We start from the raw sequence: 18,523 nt of genomic DNA, 5'->3' as shown, positions 1-18,523 counted from the left end.
CAGGGTATAAGAAGAGTGGTATTCCTCTACTAGAAAGGAGGATTATTTGGACAATCAAAATAGGGTTGATCAGCAAATCAGGAGTCTGCTCAATATCGGGGCAGCCTTCCTTATGGGCTATCTGGACGCCTATGCTTTCCTTGAACTCTCGTTAGTGCGCAGACAGGCAATATGGTCTCGTACGGCATCAAGCTCGTCACAAAGGAGAATCTGGCAGGGGCGACGAACATCCTGTCATTCGCCGGCTTTGTGGCTGGCGCATTTGCGGGAGAATCCCTGCTCGCCCATCTCAAACGGACCGGCGTGAGACGCTACCGGGTCTTCCTGTATATCCAGTCGGCTATCCTCCTTGCCCTCGCCTCCCTGCAATCACAACTGCCCGTGACAGTCACCGTCCTGTTCCTTGGCATCGTCGCCGGCTTCACCTTGACCGCTTTTCGGAGATTATCGTCCCGGCCGGTCAATATCGGCATCATGACCGGCAATGCACGGATGGTCGTCCATTTCATCTACAGGACGATCCACCGGAAGGACGTGGATGCCCGCTCGAAACTGATGCAGCTTGCCGTCGTCCTGTCGACCTTCATCCTCGGCGTCTGTGCTAGCGCGGCGCTCATCGAATGGCGGCCGGCCGCCGTTTTGTGGATCGCCTTCCTGCTTGTCACCCTGCCGATTGCGGGGATGTACCGGAAGGATTTGTGAAGGAGCGGGAAGTAATGGACATTTGTTGAATGACGGCCGAACGTTTATAATGAAATGGAAAGGTTTAGAATTTTATTTTAATGAAAGAGGTATCAGACATGCCGACAATAGAGGATTTCTTGGAATTGGATATACGGATTGGCACCGTCGTGCAGGCGGAGCCTTTCCCCGAAGCGCGAAAACCGGCCATCAAATTGGAGATTGATTTCGGCGAACTGGGGATCAAAAAGTCCTCTGCCCAGATCACCAAAAGATACGAACCAGAGCAGCTGATCGGCAATCAAGTCGTCGCTGTCGTCAACTTCCCGCCTCGGCGCATCGCCGGCTTCAAGTCCGAAGTATTGGTGATTGGCGGTGTTCCTGGCGCGGATGATGTCGTGCTGCTGCGGCCGGACCAGCCGGTTGCGGACGGGACGCCGGTTGCATGACGCAGCCGGCAATACGGTGGACTTTATAGAAGGGGGCTGAATAGAAATAGAAATAGCCATTCACGATGGTGTGATACTCGGATACTCCGTCAACTTTTCAAGCCGAATCTTGACCATGGACATTGAAACGGCGGCGAAGGAAACTGCGACCGCGACTTTCGAAGAGTATCTTGCCCATGAATTCGATCATGTCATGGCTGGCAGTATTCTGTTTGATATTGAAGAAGTCGAAGCAAAGGCCTTGATCAGCCAGAACAGACAAGCCTTCGGAATCCATTCAACTTATTCATGGCCGATTCGGCATGACAATATCAGTGAACTGGAAAATTATCTGAACAGCCATGGGTATAAAAGCTATGAGATCTGTGCTTCATATGGATTGTCGGGTTATGTATTTGCTAAGGGATTGACGATCGGGAGAAGCTGAAAGAGTGCCGGCTCAAGTAATCTTTTTAGCGAGATGTTTACACGGCGCCTTTAATAAAACAAGCCAGGCAGTCATTGGCGACTGCCTGGCTATTTCATGCGTTTTTCAGCACTTATTCTTTATCGAACCACAGCAATTCCTGGTCTTCCTCATCGCCGTTGTAGTTGATCAAAATCTCCTCGCCGGCTTTGATGTCCGTGTAGGCGAAAAAGTCGAAGGTATGCTTGTCAAAACTGATCTCATACGTCGCGTTCGGCGTGTAGGAATGGTTGAACAGCATGCCATAGCCAAGGAGGATGGCGGTGTGATTAATGCCATATTCGAACGCGTAGTCAGCCAGCAGCGTCTTTTCGATATGTTCGTGCTGCTCGTTCGGATACGCGATGACGGGCGCTTCGTGGAGCAGCGTCCCCTTCTTGATGTCGCATGTTGCGAAGATGCCTCGGTTGAATTCGCCGTCACTCAGCGAAGATGTTTTTACTTCTATCATGTTCATTCACCTGCTCACTTGTACAATATACGTTCTAACTATATCATTAATCGGTTTCCCAAGTCCTTTTATACAACTATCTATTTTCTTTACATCCAGTTCATCAGGAACCGCAAGCGGCACCAACCCGGAAAGTAGGTGGTGCCGCCTTTTCAAATTCCATGATCTATTGGCTCCCCGCCACCGATTGTACATGCAGCTCGCGCACTTGTTCGGCAAGCTCCGGAACAGGGCCCGCCACGTCCGCCCCTGGGATGATTTCCTGGATAGGAAGCGTGCGTATGCCGAGCGGCGGCGCCCCGAGTTCCTCCATCCATTGCGCGAGCTGTTCGGACGAGCTCGCATACACAATGCGCCCGAGACCCGCGAGGCCATGCGCCGCGGAACACATCGGGCAATGCTCGCCGGATGTGTAGACAGTTGCGATCTTCCGCTCTTCCGGCGTCATGTTCTGCGCCGCCCACCTAGCAAGCGCGAACTCCGGATGCTGCGTCGGGTCCCCGCCGCCTACCCGGTTGCGGTCCTCCGCCAGCACCTCGCCGTTCGCCGACACGAGAACGGAACCGAACGGCTCGTCTCCATTATGGACCGCCTCTTTCGCCAGCTCCACGCAGCGCTTCAAGTGTTTTAAATCGGTTTCATTGATCATACGTAATCCCTCCTCACTTGTTCCTACCCCTACTGTAAAGCAGATATGCAATCGTGTAATCTATTTAGGTTGAATCGAATGTAACCCATTCACCTTCAGCTTTGTCTAACATGTAGAATGCCCTCCATGCCCTTCTCCTCCGTACCTTTTACATTTGTATTGCTACCTTTATGGCGTTCATTGCTTACTTGCGCATCATGGCTGCTTACTTCCAGCGCAGATTGCTTACTTCGGGCCCTTGATTGCTCACTTCAGGATGAGTATTGCGCACTAACAGGCTGTATTGCTTACTAACCCGTCACGCTCCCCGGCTCAGCCCCTTCACGATCTCCTCGTCTTCCGGAATCGGCTTGACCGGCATATCATCCAGCGCGTGCAGGTTGATGTGGCAGTAGCCGTTCGGGTTCTTCTCGAGATAATCCTGATGGTACTCCTCCGCGCGGTAGAAATTCTGCAGCGGCTCCGTTTCCGTCACAATCGCCTTCTTGTATTTCTGCTGCTCTTTTTCAACCGCCTTTGCAACGATGGCTGCGTCACTTTCTTCCGTGTAATAAATGCCTGTACGGTACTGCACGCCGATGTCGTTGCCCTGCTTGTTCTTGGATGTCGGATCAATAACGGTGAACATATTGCCGATCAGCTCTTCCAGCGACACGCGCTCCGGATCATAGGTGACTTCGACAGCCTCCACGAAATTCCGGTCCCCTTCGATCACTTCTTCATAGCTCGGATCTTCCCCTGTTCCGTTCGCATAGCCGGACACCGTTCCCGCGACGCCGTACACCCGGTCCAGAAACGCTTCGACACCCCAGAAACAGCCGCCTGCCATATAAATCTTCTTGAGCTCGCGATCTGTATAATCCAGGTGGCGGTTGATATTGCCTGCTTCTTCGCTCAGCACATAACTTCCTTCTTCCGGAACCGCAGCGGCTTGTTCCGGCTTCTCTTTCGCCTGGCAGCCTGCGAGCAAACAGAAGAACACCAGGACCCCTGCAAGCCATTTCACTTGCTGATGCATCCAGCCCACCTCCCGTCTTTTTCCTATTGTATACCCCATTATCAATCTACAAATAGTAGAACAGTCACCTTTTCACGGAACCCCTGTCCTTCCAGCCGACCTTCCGCTAAGATGAAATCAACGAGGAGTGAAGGCAATGGAACGCATCAAAGAAATACTGGGCATGGCAGCTGTCACGCTGCTGTTCAGCCTGTTCACATGGGCGCTAGTCTCGTCCTATCTCGAAGAATATGATTTGCGGTCAGCAAAGCCACAGACTGTGACCGTCAGTGAAAAGATCGGAGAAAAAGGGCTATTTACTCCTCCTGCCTACTATGTACGCGTGAGACTTCCGAGCGGCAATCTGCAAAGTGAGGCCAACCGGATTTCGAAAAAACAGATGCAGCAAGTGGAGCGGGGCGATACCATCGATGGCTATATGACAGGGCCATCGACTTTTTCGACGGTCCATGATATCGTCATAGACAGCTTTTTCTACCTTGTGGGCATTCTCGCTTTGGGATTTATTGCGTTCTGCTGTCTCATCGCAACCGTCTTCACGATTCTCGCCGCTTCCAATTGGGGGAAACAGCCGGCTGCAAAAAAGCGGAAAGAGAAACGGAGGAAAAGCAAACGGAAAGAGAAATCGAGGCGCGAGCAGGAAAATTCCGGCTGGCGGATCGCCGCCTCCGTGGTTCTCATCTTCCTGCTGGCGGCCGGCCGTTTTCTGATGAACCTTGTCCGGAAACTGGTGCCGTTCGGCAAAACAAAGACCGAGGCGCTGATCATGGAGGGGACTTCCCATTTTTCCTTTCGCCGATATGAAGATTCCTCCTACCAATTTTCACTCGCTTTTGTGGATGAAGACGGGAATTTGATCCAGGCGATCAAGGACGTCACGCGCCATACATACGCACAATACGGGATCGGCGACAGACTGCAGATCGCCTACGACAAGTCGAATCCCTACGATATCTTCGTGCCGGGCACATCCATTTGGGACCTCTTCCAGCTGGCGATCACGTGGCAAATGTTGCTCTACAGCTCCATCCTCGCCGTCAGCGTCTTTGTCTGCTGGGCGTTCTATGACAGCCGGCTGAAAGGGAAATGGCGAAAACCCAAGGAAACGTATAAGAAGTGACGTATCCGAAGTGGAGTATGCTCACCGGAGAATGCCGGGTTCCGGGTATCTTGAAGGCCGGCGAATTCCACAGCGACACGGACGTCAAACAGGAGAAGGTCAAAAATATCGTCATGATGATTGTCTATGGACTGTTTCCTTTCATTTATCTCGTCCAACGGAAATCGTCGGCAGCACCTTCTTTGCGGCCTGCGGCTGATGCGGATCAAGGAATAGAAGATACTCCATACGAACAAGAACAAGGACACCCATTCAGAGCCGATGGGTGTCCTTGTTTATTTACCTGCTCACTTCCGTATCTATTCACCTTTACATGTCCGAATTGACCGTAAAGACAGGTCGCGCAGAAACGCGGATGAGCCCATTCAGTTCTTCCACTTTGATTTCCATGCCCGTCGTATACCCCGTAATTGCATCACCCGGCTGGCCATCCCGCCAGTACACTTCGTTTTCAAAATCGACTTTCACTGTTCCGACTTTCTTCGGTGTGACACGAAACACATTCGTGCCGGGATCTCTAGTAATGTCCGCGATGTCGCCTGCGTTCTCCGTTAGAATCGTATGCTTTCCAATCTTTTGAGCCGCTTCCTTGTCATAGTAATCGTTCAATGAGAAAAGTGTTTTCGTGTCAAAGACAAGTGACTGCTGCTCTCTCAATGTTTTGATGTCATATTGGAATTGTGCTTCTTTCGGTTTTGTCGCCTCGATGGAAAAGCGGACTTCCTTGCCGTCCGCGAATTTTACTTGCGCGAGATAGCTGCCCAGCTGGTCGATCATCACACACACGCGCTGCGAGGTCAGCTCACACTTCTTCCACGGGGTGTTTTCGTTTACAGGTGTACCGTCTGTCGTTGTAAGTTTGACATGCTGTACCGTTTCATCAGCACTTACCTCCAGCGGCGCTTCCGTCGGCACCAGAGCTTCCGTCTTTTCCAGCGTCGCTGTCAACGTGCCATTCACTTTTTGGACATGTACCAGATACTTTTTCAACTCCCCTTCGTATGGATACGCCGCCTTGTGCACCGATATATTCAACATCCCGGTTCCTTCTTTCAGCAAAACGAGCTGCAATCTATCGGAGTAGTAACCCGTCTTGCCGTTCACTACAATCGGTTCATATACGTCCTCGCCTGTTCTCCACCTTACATTGTGGATTCGTTCCACCCCCAATTCATCCGCGTCCAGCGACACCATCGCGGGCTTCAGTTCCTCTGTCGCTTTCAGCAGTTTTGCAGCCTGCCCCCGCGTCACGGGCTGGTTGATGCCGAACCGGTCCGGCGTTGTCCCCGTCGTGATGCCGAGACGGTAGAGGATCATGATGTTCGGGCCATGTGACTGATGTTCGATGACATCCTTGAACGGATTTTTCATGTCATAGGAAGAATAGCGCGGCAAATCGAACGCTTTCACAAGAATCGAAGCCAACTGCCCGCGCGTGATCGGATCATTCGGCCCGTACCTTCCATCCTGATATCCGCCGATGATATTCGCTTCCGCAAGTGCGCCAATCGCTTTGTAGTAGCCATTATCGGTGGTCACGTCCTTGAATTGCGGATCTTTCACCTCCGACAAATCCAGACCCGTCATTTTTGCGATGATGGCCGCCGCCTGGCCGCGCGTAATCGGGTTCCCCGGCTTGAACGTGCCGTCCGGATATCCGCCGATCACATGCCGTGCAGCCAGCTCGTTTACCGCCTCCGCAAAATGCTTCGATGGCGGCACATCGGAAAACGGCTGCTCTTTCGCGAGGCCTGAGAGAGGCAGACTGCAGGCGAGCGCAAGTGCACCAAAGGCTGTTAGTAGTTTCTTCTTCATCAATAATCATCCCTTCCGCTGTCTATGTATGTATCCTGTTAGCACCGTACAGACGGCGGATTCCTGAAAAAGTTTCAAAGAGAATAAAAAAACCACAGATGAATTATTTATATTTCACGAGAATTAACAAGACATTTATATATAGCCAGCAAGCGCCAAACGGTTTCAAGTCATCCGTTATTTTGGTACATTCATAAGATGGGACATGTGCATGCAAAGCGCACAGGCGTCCTTTTTGTGTAAAGGATAGGTGAAACTGCATGATGGAACTCAACCAGATAACAACCTTATTTCTAGCGGCGGCCTTGTACTTGCTCGGCACCGCGCTTGTCAGCCGGATCGGAATTCTCGACAGGTTCCTTATCCCGGCGCCGGTCGTCGGCGGCTTGCTGTTTGCGATACTCGCGCTGATCCTGAAAACGACCGGCATTGTGGAAATTTCATTGGATACCTCGCTGCAATCCATATTCATGATCGCTTTCTTCACGACAGTCGGCCTTGGAGCCAGTTTCAAGCTCATCAAGCTTGGCGGTAAACTCCTGATCATCTATTTGCTGCTCTGCGGCGTAACCGTTTTCATGCAAAACGTCATCGGTGTCTCCCTCGCGAAACTGTTCCATATCGATCCGCTGCTTGGCGTTATGAGCGGTGCGGTGTCGATGAGCGGCGGGCACGGTGGTGCAGCTGCATACGGGCAGACGATCGAGGAGCTCGGCATCACGTCAGCTGTGACGATCGGGATGGCAGCAGCCACTCTCGGTTTGATCTGCGGCAGCCTGTCCGGCGGTCCGATCGCCCGGCATTTGATCGGTAAATATAACCTGAAGCCGAAAGAAGGCACGGTGGAAGAATATGTGGAACAGGATGAAAAGCCGATCAACCAGTACTCGTTCATGGTGCAAGTGACGATGATCACGCTGTCGATGGCAGGCGGAACCCTGCTCGGCGACCTGTTCACCGACGCGACCGGCTTTGTGCTGCCGGCATACATCGGTGCCATGTTCGTCGCAGTGATCATCCGTAACATCGTGGACCGGTTCTTGCCGGGCACTGTCAACATGAAGGAGATCAACCTGATCGGCGACGTATCGCTCGCGATCTTCCTGTCGATGGCTCTCATGAGCATCAAACTGTGGGAGCTGGCAGGTCTTGCGCTTCCGCTCATCGGCATCATCCTCATCCAGGTCGTCTTCATCGTCGGCTTCGCCGTGTTCATCATGTTCCGTGCGCTTGGCAAAGACTATGATGCGGCCGTCATGATCGCCGGCTTCCTCGGCCACGGCCTCGGCGCCACGCCGAACGCGATGGCGAATATGGGAGCGACTGTCAATAAATTCGGGCCGTCCCGCACCGCCTTCCTCGTCGTCCCGATCGTCGGTGCCTTCCTGATGGATGTCATCTTCAGCGCGCCGATCATCATCACGACCATCAATATGTTTGCGCCTTAATAAAACTGGAACAACCCATCCTCGTGCGGGATGGGTTGTTTTATTGACCAAGTGGTCCGGGCGAATCTTTTCTTTCTCTCAAAAAAAGAAGGCCCTTGCCACATTAGGCACGGCCTTCCTCTTTTCATCCCTCAATAGACAATCTTCATATTGCCCATCGGCCTTGCTTCGACTATGCCATGCTTCACGAAATAATTGGCGATCAGTTCTGTCATGTCCGTCTGGATGTCTTTAACGACCGGGCAATCGCGGAAGTAATCGAAGTTGCCTGCCCCGGTCGCCCGGTAATTGTTCATGACGACTTCGTACGTTGCATCCGGATCCAGCGGGCTGCCCTCGTAGAGCACACTCGTGACGCGGCTGCCTTCCGGCTTGCGGAGATCGACCGTATACTCGATGCCGCTCCATAGGTCGTAGTTGAATGGCGTGGCTTTCGGCTTCAGGAACGCATCAGATACGGCCGGAATTCCATCCTTCAACGTAAAATACGTCGCCGATTGTTCCAGTGCGCTGATGATGTACTCGCCCTTCACCTCAAGCACTTTCAAGGTGTTCGGGAAAATATAGTTCGTCACAATATCGCGCATCGTCACGTCCGGCTGGAACCCGCGGCACACGTCGTTGAAGATCGCCATGCAGGAGATGGCCGTGCCGCCGACTTCGTTCTGGACGCGGTTAATGAAGTCGACATAAGGGTGCCCGTGCAGCCTTGCTTCAAACGGACTTCTGATAATCATGTCCCCTTCAATCTTTCCGATGCTCTGATCGAGCCATTTCTCCGTCTCTGTATAGACCGGCGCGATCAACTCCTGGATCGTGTCGTTGAGCGGCGCGTCTTCCACGTAGATGAGGGATGGTTCGGCATTCACCAGCTTGTTATTTCCGTCTAGCTTCAACTCGATTTTTCCGACGCAGACGCCTTTCGTCCCCGGCTGGACAACCGCTTTGCCGAACAGATGCTGGGCGATTTCGCGGTGCTGGTGGCCTGTAATGACCGCGTCGACGCCTTCGATGTCTTTACAGATCTGGTATCCGACATTCTCTCCTGTCGTCTCAAGGGCCGTTCCTGTTTCCAGGTCGTTTTCGAACCCGCCGTGATACGCGATGATCATGACATCGATCTCATGATTGGCCCGGAGCCACTCCACTTCCCGTTTCGCTGCTACAAACGCGTCTTCGAACATCAGTCCCTCAATATGTTCCGGCGCTTCCCATACTGGTATGAATTGAGTCGTTACGCCAACAATAGCGATAACGGCGCCTGCAATTTCCTTCAGAATCCAAGGTTTCGTGTAGTACGATCCGTCCTCCCGTTTAATGTTCGCCGCCAGCCACGGATGATTGGATTGCTCCACCACTTGATTTAAAACCTTCAGGCCGAAGTTGAATTCATGGTTCCCGAATACCGCCAAATCGTAGTCCAGTGCATTCGCCGTCCGGATGACCGCATTCTCTTCTTCCTTCATGATGCTTTGCTCAAAATAGGTTAAAGGGCTTCCTTGGATGAAATCCCCATTTTCGATCAAAAGGACCGGATTCCGGTTCCGTTCCGCTTCAATGACAGTCGCCAGCTTTCCTAATCCGAGCGGCAGATCGCCCTCTCCGGAAAAATCAGTCGGCATGATATATCCATGGATATCGCTCGTCGCCAATACAGAAATCGTTTTCATAACGCACCTCGATACTTTTTTTCATAATATTTTAGTATTTTTAAAATACACTTTAACAAAATATTTACTTTGCAATTTTATCAATGTATTTTATACTAGTCTAGTGCAAATCACAGGAGGTATATCATATGAAGAAAATAGTTATGTTACTGCTCGTCCTTGTCATGGCCTTTTCACTTGCAGCATGCGGGTCGGATGACAAGCAATCCAGCAGCAATGGCGACGATAAGACAATTGACAAACTTTCCATCGCTTTTGTCCCATCTCGTGACCCTGAAGAAATCATCACTGCAACAGAGCCACTGAAAGAGATGTTAAAAGATCAACTTGCGGAGCAAGGATATGATGTGAACAAAGTCGACATCACAGTCGGAACGAACTATGAAGCTGTCGGTGAAGCCCTATCTGCTGGCACAACGGATATCGGTTTGATCCCCGGCGGTACGTATGTCCTCTATGATGACGGTGCGGAAGTCATTTTGACTGCGACTCGTGCCGGTTTGAGCCTCGACTCCGAAGACCCGGCTGAGTGGAATAAAAACAAGCCGACCGAGAAATCGGATCAGCAAACAAGCTCGTACCGCGCGCTTTTGATTGCGGGCCCTTCTGAAAAAGGCCGGGCGCTTGCTGACAAAGTGAACAACGGTGAAGAACTAACATTCGAAGACCTCGACAATGTAAGCTGGAATGTGATGTCCTCATCCTCTCCAGCAGGTTATATCTATCCAGCCCTATGGCTAGATGAAAACTACGGCAAGACAATCACGGATCTTTCCAAAGTCGTTCAGGCCGACTCGTACGGAAGTGCCTTTGCCCGCCTTGCTGCAGGCCAGACAGACGTACTTGTGACATATGCGGACGCACGGATCGATTTCGCGGATAAGTGGACTTCCGAATTCGGACGCTCGAGCGATATCTGGGCGGACACTGATGTGCTTGGCGTCATGCCTGCAATTTATAATGACACTGTCAGCGTGAGCAAAGAATCCGATATTATGACAGATGATCTGAAAGCGGCACTCCAGAAAGCATTCATCAACATCGGCAACAGCGAAGAAGGCAAAGAAGTCATCGCCATCTATAGCCATGACGGGTACCAGGAAGCAAAAGACTCCGACTATGACAACGAACGCAAAGCGCAAGAGCTCGTTCAGCAAATCGGTTCTAACTAAATACAAAGACATAAAGAGGGGAACATCTTGTGTGTTCCCTTTTTTTAAGCAAAGGTAGTGAAAACGGAATGATCAAGTTCGAGAACGTCCAAAAACAATACGACAATGGCTATGTCGCGTTAAACGATATCAACTTAACGATCGAACAAGGGGAGTATGTGGCGGTGATCGGGCTGTCGGGAGCCGGGAAATCCACCCTTTTGCGCTGCGTCAACCGGATGCACGACATCTCAAGCGGATCCCTTACGGTCAATGATGTCGAAGTGTCCACGCTGAGAGGCAGAGAAATCCGGAAATTGCGCCGGGGAATCGGGATGATCTTCCAATCATTCAACCTCGTGAATCGCATCTCCTCCCTCAAAAATGTCCTTGTCTCGTTTGTCCCCGATATGCCAGCATGGCGGAAGGTCCTTGGTTTGTATACAAAACAGCAAAAAATCGAGGCGCTCGAAGCACTCGACCGTGTGAATATTTTGGATAAAGCCTTCATCCGCGTCGACCAGCTTTCCGGCGGCCAGCAGCAGCGGGTCGCCCTCGCGCGGACGCTCGCCCAAAAACCGAGCATCATCCTCGCCGATGAACCTGTCGCGTCCCTTGACCCGATCACTGCGAAACAAGTCATGACCGACTTCCAGCGGATCAACAAGGACATGAACATGACCGTCATCATCAACATCCACCACGTCGATCTCGCGCTTGAGTATGCGACGCGGGTCGTCGGCATCCGGAGCGGTGAAATCGTCTACGACGGTCCGGCAAGCGAAGTGACGGACGAGATCCTGGATCATATCTACAACGGGAAGCTGGAAGAGGAGCTGAACGGCAAGTGAGCATCCTCAAAGCGAAATCCATCACCTTGCCGAACGGGAAAACGGTTTCTGTCAAGCGCTCGAAGGCTCCGATCGTCATCGTGCTCCTTCTTATCGCCTTTTACTATTCGGTTCAGATCACGGGTTTTGATCTGCAAGTGCTGACCAACCCGAGAAAGATCAAGAAGTTCTGGGATATCATTGCCGGCATGATCCCGCCGAACTGGGATTACCTGCACAAGCTCTGGCAGCCGCTTTTCGACACGATCAAGATGTCCCTGCTCGGCTCCGTGCTCGGTTCCGTGCTCGCACTGCCACTCGCCTATTATGCATCATCCAATATGATCAAGAACCAGGCGGTCGTCGCCGTGATGAAATTCATCCTGAGCATTCTGCGGACCTTGCCTACGCTGGTCGCGGCGCTGATTGCGACGTTCATCTTCGGAATCGGCACGATGGCGGGGACGGTCGCGATCTTCATCTTCACAGTCGCCTATGTCGGCAAGCTGCTGTATGAGCAGATCGAAAACGCTGACCTGAAAGCGTTCGAAGCGATGCAGTCGATGGGCCACTCGACCTTCTCGGCCTTCCGTTTCGCGGTCATGCCGCAGATCTTGCCGAACTACCTGTCAAACGCCATCTTCGCATTCGAAGGAAATGTGCGGTACGCCGCCATCCTCGGATACGTAGGCGCGGGCGGAATCGGACTATTGCTCAATGAAAGCCTCGGCTGGCGCAACTACGCGAACGTCGGCATGATCCTGCTGCTGCTCGCCGTCACCGTCTTCATCATTGAGACGATCAGTGAATACTTCAGAAAGAAATTATTATAAAGGTGGTCACAATGAATAGTATCGAGAAGCATTTATTGAATGAACCCAAACGCACTGTCCAACATGTGATCACCGCTGTTATCCTGCTAGTCTTTCTCATGTGGTCCCTATCCGCCGTCGACTTGTCGAACTTCACAAGCAACGGTCTCGCCATCGCGAAAAACATCTTGCACGGAATCGTGACACCGAACACCGATCTATTGTTCACGTTCAATACGAACGGCGTGCCGTATCTCTTGCTTGAAACGATGGCGATCGCTTTTCTCGGAACGATTGTCGGCGCCATCCTTGCGATTCCGCTCGCATTCCTGTCGGCCTCGAATATCGTGCCGAAACCGGTCGCTTTCCTCATCCGCCTGTTCCTGATCTTCGTGCGGACGATTCCCGCGATCGTCTACGGCTTGATGTTCATCCGGGTGACGGGCCCTGGACCATTCGCCGGCGTGCTGACAATGGCGCTGACGTCCATCGGGATGCTGTCCAAGCTCTTCGTCGACATCATCGAGGATCTTGAGGTCAACATCCTCGAATCGCTCGAGTCCATCGGCTGCACGACGTTCGAGAAGATTCGCTACGGCATCATCCCTCAATTGTCCGCCATGTTCCTGTCGGTCGCCATCTACCGGTACGACATGAACCTGCGCGACGCAGCCATTCTCGGCCTGGTCGGCGCGGGCGGCATCGGGGCACCATTGATCTTCGCCATGAACGGCTACAAATGGTCCGAAGTCGGCTCCATCTTGATCGGCCTCATGGTCTTGATCCTGATCGTCGAATTCCTATCGAATAAAATCCGCAATAAAATTGTCCGCGGGTAATTAAAAAAGGAGAACAGCGTCTGTTGGGCGCTGTTCTCCTTTCCTATATCATTCATTGCCTGTGTTGCCATTGACCACGTTCATGCACCACGTGAAGTTTTCCCATGCGGAATACCAGCCGGTGAACAGTTCGCTTGAATCATCCCAGCGAACTTCGAATTTCTTCTGGCCGTCCATGATAACCAAGTATAATTCGAGGGCCGGATCATCCTTCGACACCGCCAGCTTCATACCGTTTTGAAGCTCTTCCTCCGTAAATTCCACATCGGACACCGATCTCAACTGCGCTTGTTCAAATACCGCTTTGTTAATGATTCTATAATTCATACATAGCCTCCACTATCATCCTTTTTCTTTATGTTTGCCCAATTGTCATCTGCAATCATCACTACAAAAGTTAATTTTAAAGCATTTGACGATGAAATCAAGAATGAATTTGTGGAAGGTGCCAGGTTCTTCGGGATTCGGGTGTGAATTTGCCGTGTGATGTGAAAGGGTACACGGCTTGGCAAGGACAGTCTCGAAAGATGCAATTCTCAGCATAAAATCGCCAGGCCAGGCCAGCAGAGCTTTACTCCTCTTCTAAAATCGTGCTATTCAGCAGATACTCCACCTCATACCCGGCGGCGAGCTGCCGGATGTAGTCCCAGAGCTGCATGGCGCCGGCTGCCCCCTCTTCAAATTCTTCGCACAGCCGCCGGTACTCCGTCTTTTCTGCCTCGGTCGCCCGTTTTTTGAAGTAGCCCCACATATGCTGGAACGCATTGATCACCGAACCTTTCGTCGGTTCCACGGCGGCCGCTTCGTCGATGAGCTCTTGTACACGCCGGATGGACGGGGCTTCTTTCATGGCTTGCCGGATTGTATTGTAATGCTGCTGGCTGTGGGCCATGACGCGGTATTTCTCCCGGCTCCACAACCGTTCCGCCTCTCGCTGGTCTGTCATCTGCATCACCTCACCTAAAAGACCGCCTCCTGTCAACAATGGCGGCCCTGTTGTCTTACGAAGAGCATCCGCTGCAGGAGCTGCATGAACTGCAAGAGCTGCAGCTGCTTCCGGAGTCGCCGCCCGAGGAAGGCGCGCCGTCCGTGCCGGCATGGAACGTGTTCACGTCTGTCGTTACGTCATTCCATTCTTTTTCGTGGCGGCCTGCATCGGCATAGCCGGAAATCGTGCCATCTGTGCCGGTCGGCTGATGCTGCTTTTTCAATTCTTCCGCCGGATCAAGGACGTGATACGCTGCGAGTCCGAAGATGACCGGCCCATACCAGTAGCCGTCCGCCTGCTGCACACGCTCCGTACGGCCTTGCCGGAATTGCGAACCCGCGAACGCCAGGAAATCTTCCAGGACGGAGACTGCCGGTGCTCCGCGCCTCTCTCTGCGATGTTCCGCCAAAACTCCGGCCGGATTCTCCATGAATTCACGCAGCCAGTTCGCATGCTCTTTCTTCTCCCCTAGGAATGTGCCCCATAATGCCGAATAGGCGCTGATCGGGAAGAAGGACAGATAGAGGATATCGAACCATGCCCGCTCCCGCGGAAGATGCCGCGGCGACTCGTGGGGATGGTGCTCGATCCGTTCGCCGATGAACCGGCTGCAAAACTCCTCATAGAGCTGCGGCTCCTCGAGGAAGCAGTGCCAGACCGTATCGATCTTCTTCGAGAACATCGGCAGCCCCTTCGAAAAACTCGCCAACAGCAGATATTTCTTCAGTTCATACCAGCTCTCGCGGATTTCGGACCTCGTCAGCTTGCGGTCCTTCTTCATCAGCCGTTCATTGACAGTCCTCTCGATTTCAATCGACCAGGCATCATTGAACTGCTTGAACAGCTGGCGCGTCTCCGGACCTGCCCAGGAAGGCGGCCTCAGCTTTTTTGAATAAAGTAGTTTCCGGTCTTTCACCTTGAAATAGACGCTCATGATAATACAGAACACCACGAAACAGATGATAGGCGGACTGATAGCGACGAGCTGTTCCCATAGCTCAGACGCCGCCTGCCCCGCCTTGTGAATGAAATCCAAACCCTCAGCCCCTTTTCGTGAGAATGTCCATCTATATCCTCACTCTACCGATACGTTCCATTATTTTCAATAGGCATTAATGACGCCAGGCAAGCTGTTACTCCAGTCATCCATCTGAAAAAAGTAAGGAATCCATGCTATAATAATAGACTATATCAATCATGCAACGGAGATGGAGACACCTATGAAACGGAAAGTCAGCCGCAACGGAAAAATAGTGATTGCAATCCTATTACTAGCAGCAATTGTATTTACAGTCGAGTCCTTGGCAGTCCAAGCGAAAAACGAAGCGAAAGCCGAAATCCACAGCATCACACTCGAACCCTTGTCCTTTACAATCACCCCTTACACAAAAGCCGAGAAATCGCCATTCTGGCAGGCAAAGGTGAAAGACGAGAGGGCCGCCAAAGAAACGGCACGAAAAGAAGCAGTCGCGAGGCAAAACGCAATCGACCGGGAACACCATGTCATCTATCTGACATTCGACGACGGCCCATCGAATGTGGCAGAGGAACTGCTGGATCTGTTGGACAGCTATCATATGAAAGCGACGTTCTTCATGTTAGGGCCGAACATGAAAGCCCATCCGCAATCCGTGATACGCATGCGTGATGCGGGACACGGTCTCGGACTCCACGGGATCACCCATGCGGCCGGGAAGATCTACAGCAATCCTGATGCTCCCGCAAGCGAGATGGCAGAGGATCAGAGCATCCTTGAGAACGTGACGGGCGTGCATTCCAATCTTATCCGCCTGCCGTACGGGAGCATCCCTTACCTGACCGAGGAGATGCGGGACAGGCTGGACGGACATGATTTCAAGATTTGGGACTGGAACATCGACAGCCGCGACTGGGAACTGCAGGACAGGCGCTATGTTGCATTGACAGAGCAGGCCATCGACCGATTCATGAGTGCGGGCATTTCGCCGGTCGTCCTGCTGCATGACAAGCCGCAGACGATCGAGTATCTGCCCGAGCTGCTCTCGTACATACAAAAGCATGGCTATCAGACCAAAGTGCTCACGAATGAGCAAGCGCCCGTGACATTCCCTTGCAACGGCCGGTGCCATTCCATCAACGGGTGACCCCTTTGCTTGAAGAGGGTTCACTTTCCAAAGCCTGTATCTACGTTTACAATGAAAGAAGTCCTATACATACGCATGGGAGGGATGGATATGAAGAAACGATTCGCTTACTTGCTGGGGGCTGTCTGCTTATCCGCCGGGCTTGCCGCCTGCAGCCAGGATGAAGAGACCTCAACAAAGCAGCCGGAACCTGAAACCGAAGTGGACACGGACAATCAAGCGTCAGTGGAGCAAGGGGAAAAGATCGCGAAAACCAGCTGCATCACGTGCCATGGCGCCGATCTGTCCGGGGACATGGGGCCGGATCTGCATAATCTCACGCTCTCCAAAGACGAGATCATCGAGGTTCTGAAAAAAGGGCGCAAAGCAATGCCGCCTGCTACTGCCGCTGGGCATGAAGAGGAAGTCGCTGCGTACTTATTGACGCTGAAATGACATATTGAAAAAAGGGTGCCTGAGAAGACCGCATGACGGTCCTCAGGCACCCTTTTCATATTAGTCTTCCGTCACTTCAAACATCATCCGCAAGGCAGGAATTCCAGTTCCCGGATGATCTGTGCGGTATGTCAGCTGCGGATTCAGATAGATGTCCGGCTGGATCTGCTGTCCTTTGTAGATGGACGGCACGATGTCGATCAGATGATAGCCGGGTTCCCCGGAAGCGACGAGCGGCAGCATGACAGTCCCTTGGTTATGGAAAGCGCACACATAGCCGATGCTCGCATTGTCATAGGTGATCGCCATGGCGTTGTCGAATTCCGTCCATCCCGAGCCTTGGATCTCGACCATGAACGGGGTTCCGACAGGCCCTGAAGATGGCGTGACGGATACGATGGATGGCAGGATCCGGAAGTAGGCCTGTCCGTATACGCTGTCCTTCGCTTTGACATCGATCAGATGCGGCAGGCCGCCGAGATCTTCAGGCACTTTGAACTCGTACGTAAATTCACCGTTATCATCCGTCTTCACCGCTTGGTCCCCGAGAGGAATGACTTTCTCGTCGTACCCTGCGGACGAAACCCGGTCGCCGGTCATCGTATGCCAGTCGAGGGTGATGTCTTCATTCGCCGGAAGGCCGCTGCCCGAAAGCACGATGTCCTCTCCGACGATGCCGCTTTCCTTATCAAGCGAAATGGTGACGCCGTCCTTATTCTCAAGGTCCGGCATCTTGATGCCGCCCGCTGCCGGCTCAGGTGCATCTTCCACGTACGCTAGCGGGACTTCCGGCTGGTCGTCCGTCACCGTGAACGTGAAATGCTGGGTGCTGATATAGTTGATGGATGAGTCGCTGCGGTTCATGTACGGCTTGCCCGAAGAACCACTTTCGATCGTGATCGTGTGGTCTCCTTTTTTGCCGGCCGCCCGGATGACCGCCGTTGCATCTCCGTTTGTGGAAATGCCCGTGATCATGCCTGAATACTTGTTGTCATAATTCAGGTGCCACAGGCTTCCGTACATCTTCCAGCTCAGCCCTTCACCTTTTACAATGATGTCAGAGCCGATCGGTCCCGAGTCGTTTTCCAGCGTGAACACGGTCTCGACGAAGAAGTTGGCTTTCGCGACCACCTTGTCGTCCTGATAGATGGATACATCATGGTCATCGCCGAATCCGCGGGGGATCGTGATCTTGCCTTCCCACTTACCGTCCGCATCCGCTTTGCCTTCCGCCAGCTCTTTGTCCGCCGGTTCATACGTGGAACCGATGAACGCATAGTTCTCTTCAATCGCAAAGCTGCCGGCCATATCCGACCAGACCACTTTCAGCGGCTCGCCAGGCGTCAGGGACTCGGCTGAGATCGTAACCTCGTCACCGATCCGCCCCTTCGCCTGATCCAGCTTCAACTTGCCGGTCAGCGCCACTTCTTTTTCTTTTTCCTTTTTCGCCCCCGTATCCGCGGCATCCGTTTTCCCGACAGCCGTGTCATCGGTCTTTGCAGAATCAGAGTCCGCAGAGCAAGCGCCCATGATTAGCACCAGCACCAACGCGAGCGATGTCAGTATTTTTTTCAAAAT

General features: G+C 52.5%; 20 protein-coding genes. 11 read left to right on the top strand and 9 right to left on the bottom strand.

All coding sequences use genetic code 11. The features are described from left to right. Positions 1 to 171: 171 nt before the first annotated feature. The 3 genes from ACZ5FK_RS12900 to ACZ5FK_RS12890 all read left to right on the top strand — a co-directional run bounded on the left by ACZ5FK_RS12900 (position 172) and on the right by ACZ5FK_RS12890 (position 1,557). The gene (locus ACZ5FK_RS12900) at positions 172 to 702 is read left to right on the top strand and encodes a DUF1275 family protein (protein ID WP_464805292.1); all 531 of its coding nucleotides are present in this window, start codon (positions 172 to 174) and stop codon (positions 700 to 702) included. A 98-nt stretch (positions 703 to 800) separates the two neighbouring features. Continuing rightward, positions 801 to 1,130, top strand: a complete 330-nt coding sequence (gene csaA, locus ACZ5FK_RS12895) for a chaperone CsaA (RefSeq protein ID WP_464805291.1) — start codon at positions 801 to 803, stop codon at positions 1,128 to 1,130. Between the two features lie 115 nt (positions 1,131 to 1,245). Beyond that, positions 1,246 to 1,557: a hypothetical protein gene (locus tag ACZ5FK_RS12890; protein WP_464805290.1), complete on the top strand. Its 312-nt coding sequence runs from the start codon at positions 1,246 to 1,248 to the stop codon at positions 1,555 to 1,557. 112 nt (positions 1,558 to 1,669) lie between these two features. On the opposite strand, the gene ACZ5FK_RS12885 is transcribed toward ACZ5FK_RS12890, so the two are convergent. The 3 genes from ACZ5FK_RS12885 to msrA form a co-directional block, all read right to left on the bottom strand. Beyond that, positions 1,670 to 2,047 (bottom strand): SET domain-containing protein, encoded by a 378-nt coding sequence (locus ACZ5FK_RS12885; protein ID WP_464805289.1) that lies wholly within the window; start codon positions 2,045 to 2,047, stop codon positions 1,670 to 1,672. 166 nt (positions 2,048 to 2,213) lie between these two features. Then, the gene (locus tag ACZ5FK_RS12880) at positions 2,214 to 2,696 is read right to left on the bottom strand and encodes a nucleoside deaminase (RefSeq protein WP_464805288.1); all 483 of its coding nucleotides are present in this window, start codon (positions 2,694 to 2,696) and stop codon (positions 2,214 to 2,216) included. A gap of 298 nt (positions 2,697 to 2,994) precedes the next feature. Then, on the bottom strand, positions 2,995 to 3,714 hold the full coding sequence (gene msrA, locus ACZ5FK_RS12875; RefSeq protein ID WP_464805287.1) for a peptide-methionine (S)-S-oxide reductase MsrA: 720 nt from the start codon (positions 3,712 to 3,714) through the stop codon (positions 2,995 to 2,997). A 136-nt stretch (positions 3,715 to 3,850) separates the two neighbouring features. On the opposite strand from msrA, the gene ACZ5FK_RS12870 reads away from it, so the two are divergent. Continuing rightward, positions 3,851 to 4,834, top strand: a complete 984-nt coding sequence (locus tag ACZ5FK_RS12870) for a hypothetical protein (protein WP_464805286.1) — start codon at positions 3,851 to 3,853, stop codon at positions 4,832 to 4,834. A 309-nt stretch (positions 4,835 to 5,143) separates the two neighbouring features. Here ACZ5FK_RS12870 and ACZ5FK_RS12865 read toward each other — a convergent pair whose 3' ends face one another. Beyond that, positions 5,144 to 6,649, bottom strand: a complete 1,506-nt coding sequence (locus tag ACZ5FK_RS12865; RefSeq protein WP_464805285.1) for an S-layer homology domain-containing protein — start codon at positions 6,647 to 6,649, stop codon at positions 5,144 to 5,146. Positions 6,650 to 6,909: 260 nt separating this feature from the next. On the opposite strand from ACZ5FK_RS12865, the gene gltS reads away from it, so the two are divergent. Continuing rightward, positions 6,910 to 8,097 (top strand): sodium/glutamate symporter, encoded by a 1,188-nt coding sequence (gene gltS / locus ACZ5FK_RS12860; RefSeq protein ID WP_464805284.1) that lies wholly within the window; start codon positions 6,910 to 6,912, stop codon positions 8,095 to 8,097. 131 nt (positions 8,098 to 8,228) lie between these two features. Here the strand turns inward: gltS and ACZ5FK_RS12855 are convergent, their stop codons facing one another. Next, on the bottom strand, positions 8,229 to 9,767 hold the full coding sequence (locus ACZ5FK_RS12855) for a bifunctional metallophosphatase/5'-nucleotidase (RefSeq protein ID WP_464805283.1): 1,539 nt from the start codon (positions 9,765 to 9,767) through the stop codon (positions 8,229 to 8,231). Positions 9,768 to 9,895: 128 nt separating this feature from the next. Between ACZ5FK_RS12855 and ACZ5FK_RS12850 the strand changes: the two genes are divergently transcribed. From ACZ5FK_RS12850 to phnE (ACZ5FK_RS12835), 4 genes are all read left to right on the top strand, one after another. Then, positions 9,896 to 10,939: a PhnD/SsuA/transferrin family substrate-binding protein gene (locus ACZ5FK_RS12850; protein WP_464805282.1), complete on the top strand. Its 1,044-nt coding sequence runs from the start codon at positions 9,896 to 9,898 to the stop codon at positions 10,937 to 10,939. 68 nt (positions 10,940 to 11,007) lie between these two features. Then, complete coding sequence (gene phnC, locus ACZ5FK_RS12845) at positions 11,008 to 11,769, top strand: phosphonate ABC transporter ATP-binding protein (protein WP_464805281.1); 762 nt, start codon at positions 11,008 to 11,010, stop codon at positions 11,767 to 11,769. A 2-nt stretch (positions 11,770 to 11,771) separates the two neighbouring features. Then, entirely contained in the window at positions 11,772 to 12,581 is an 810-nt protein-coding gene (gene phnE / locus ACZ5FK_RS12840; protein WP_464807435.1) for a phosphonate ABC transporter, permease protein PhnE, read from the top strand. Between the two features lie 11 nt (positions 12,582 to 12,592). Continuing rightward, positions 12,593 to 13,399, top strand: a complete 807-nt coding sequence (phnE, locus tag ACZ5FK_RS12835) for a phosphonate ABC transporter, permease protein PhnE (RefSeq protein WP_464805280.1) — start codon at positions 12,593 to 12,595, stop codon at positions 13,397 to 13,399. 48 nt (positions 13,400 to 13,447) lie between these two features. On the opposite strand, the gene ACZ5FK_RS12830 is transcribed toward phnE (ACZ5FK_RS12835), so the two are convergent. From ACZ5FK_RS12830 to ACZ5FK_RS12820, 3 genes are all read right to left on the bottom strand, one after another. Next, positions 13,448 to 13,726 carry a hypothetical protein gene (locus ACZ5FK_RS12830; protein ID WP_464805279.1) on the bottom strand — a complete coding sequence of 93 codons (279 nt, stop codon included), beginning with the start codon at positions 13,724 to 13,726 and terminating at the stop codon, positions 13,448 to 13,450. A 244-nt stretch (positions 13,727 to 13,970) separates the two neighbouring features. After that, the gene (locus ACZ5FK_RS12825; protein ID WP_464805278.1) at positions 13,971 to 14,345 is read right to left on the bottom strand and encodes a YbgA family protein; all 375 of its coding nucleotides are present in this window, start codon (positions 14,343 to 14,345) and stop codon (positions 13,971 to 13,973) included. A 55-nt stretch (positions 14,346 to 14,400) separates the two neighbouring features. Next, positions 14,401 to 15,423: a glycine-rich domain-containing protein gene (locus ACZ5FK_RS12820; protein ID WP_464805277.1), complete on the bottom strand. Its 1,023-nt coding sequence runs from the start codon at positions 15,421 to 15,423 to the stop codon at positions 14,401 to 14,403. Positions 15,424 to 15,607: 184 nt separating this feature from the next. On the opposite strand from ACZ5FK_RS12820, the gene ACZ5FK_RS12815 reads away from it, so the two are divergent. Further along, positions 15,608 to 16,510, top strand: coding sequence for a polysaccharide deacetylase family protein (locus ACZ5FK_RS12815; RefSeq protein ID WP_464805276.1), 903 nt, complete (start codon positions 15,608 to 15,610; stop codon positions 16,508 to 16,510). A gap of 90 nt (positions 16,511 to 16,600) precedes the next feature. Then, entirely contained in the window at positions 16,601 to 16,945 is a 345-nt protein-coding gene (locus ACZ5FK_RS12810) for a c-type cytochrome (protein ID WP_464805275.1), read from the top strand. A gap of 60 nt (positions 16,946 to 17,005) precedes the next feature. Here ACZ5FK_RS12810 and ACZ5FK_RS12805 read toward each other — a convergent pair whose 3' ends face one another. Beyond that, positions 17,006 to 18,520 (bottom strand): hypothetical protein, encoded by a 1,515-nt coding sequence (locus tag ACZ5FK_RS12805; protein ID WP_464805274.1) that lies wholly within the window; start codon positions 18,518 to 18,520, stop codon positions 17,006 to 17,008. Positions 18,521 to 18,523 lie beyond the last annotated feature (3 nt).

The organism is Sporosarcina sp. GTC18466, from assembly GCF_055389225.1.
The sequence above is the reverse complement of the archived record's forward strand: the minus strand, read 5'-3'. Positions and strand labels throughout refer to the sequence as shown.

Bases quoted from the DNA above. Each gene is read 5' to 3' on its own strand.
- ACZ5FK_RS12900 (WP_464805292.1), top strand. From the start codon at position 172: ATGGTCTCGTACGGCATCAAGCTCGTCACAAAGGAGAATCTGGCAGGG.
- csaA (WP_464805291.1), top strand. From the start codon at position 801: ATGCCGACAATAGAGGATTTCTTGGAATTGGATATACGGATTGGCACC.
- ACZ5FK_RS12890 (WP_464805290.1), top strand. From the start codon at position 1,246: ATGGACATTGAAACGGCGGCGAAGGAAACTGCGACCGCGACTTTCGAA.
- ACZ5FK_RS12885 (WP_464805289.1), bottom strand. From the start codon at position 2,047: ATGATAGAAGTAAAAACATCTTCGCTGAGTGACGGCGAATTCAACCGA.
- ACZ5FK_RS12880 (WP_464805288.1), bottom strand. From the start codon at position 2,696: ATGATCAATGAAACCGATTTAAAACACTTGAAGCGCTGCGTGGAGCTG.
- msrA (WP_464805287.1), bottom strand. From the start codon at position 3,714: ATGCATCAGCAAGTGAAATGGCTTGCAGGGGTCCTGGTGTTCTTCTGT.
- ACZ5FK_RS12870 (WP_464805286.1), top strand. From the start codon at position 3,851: ATGGAACGCATCAAAGAAATACTGGGCATGGCAGCTGTCACGCTGCTG.
- ACZ5FK_RS12865 (WP_464805285.1), bottom strand. From the start codon at position 6,649: ATGAAGAAGAAACTACTAACAGCCTTTGGTGCACTTGCGCTCGCCTGC.
- gltS (WP_464805284.1), top strand. From the start codon at position 6,910: ATGATGGAACTCAACCAGATAACAACCTTATTTCTAGCGGCGGCCTTG.
- ACZ5FK_RS12855 (WP_464805283.1), bottom strand. From the start codon at position 9,767: ATGAAAACGATTTCTGTATTGGCGACGAGCGATATCCATGGATATATC.
- ACZ5FK_RS12850 (WP_464805282.1), top strand. From the start codon at position 9,896: ATGAAGAAAATAGTTATGTTACTGCTCGTCCTTGTCATGGCCTTTTCA.
- phnC (WP_464805281.1), top strand. From the start codon at position 11,008: ATGATCAAGTTCGAGAACGTCCAAAAACAATACGACAATGGCTATGTC.
- phnE (WP_464805280.1), top strand. From the start codon at position 12,593: ATGAATAGTATCGAGAAGCATTTATTGAATGAACCCAAACGCACTGTC.
- ACZ5FK_RS12830 (WP_464805279.1), bottom strand. From the start codon at position 13,726: ATGAATTATAGAATCATTAACAAAGCGGTATTTGAACAAGCGCAGTTG.
- ACZ5FK_RS12825 (WP_464805278.1), bottom strand. From the start codon at position 14,345: ATGACAGACCAGCGAGAGGCGGAACGGTTGTGGAGCCGGGAGAAATAC.
- ACZ5FK_RS12815 (WP_464805276.1), top strand. From the start codon at position 15,608: ATGAAACGGAAAGTCAGCCGCAACGGAAAAATAGTGATTGCAATCCTA.
- ACZ5FK_RS12810 (WP_464805275.1), top strand. From the start codon at position 16,601: ATGAAGAAACGATTCGCTTACTTGCTGGGGGCTGTCTGCTTATCCGCC.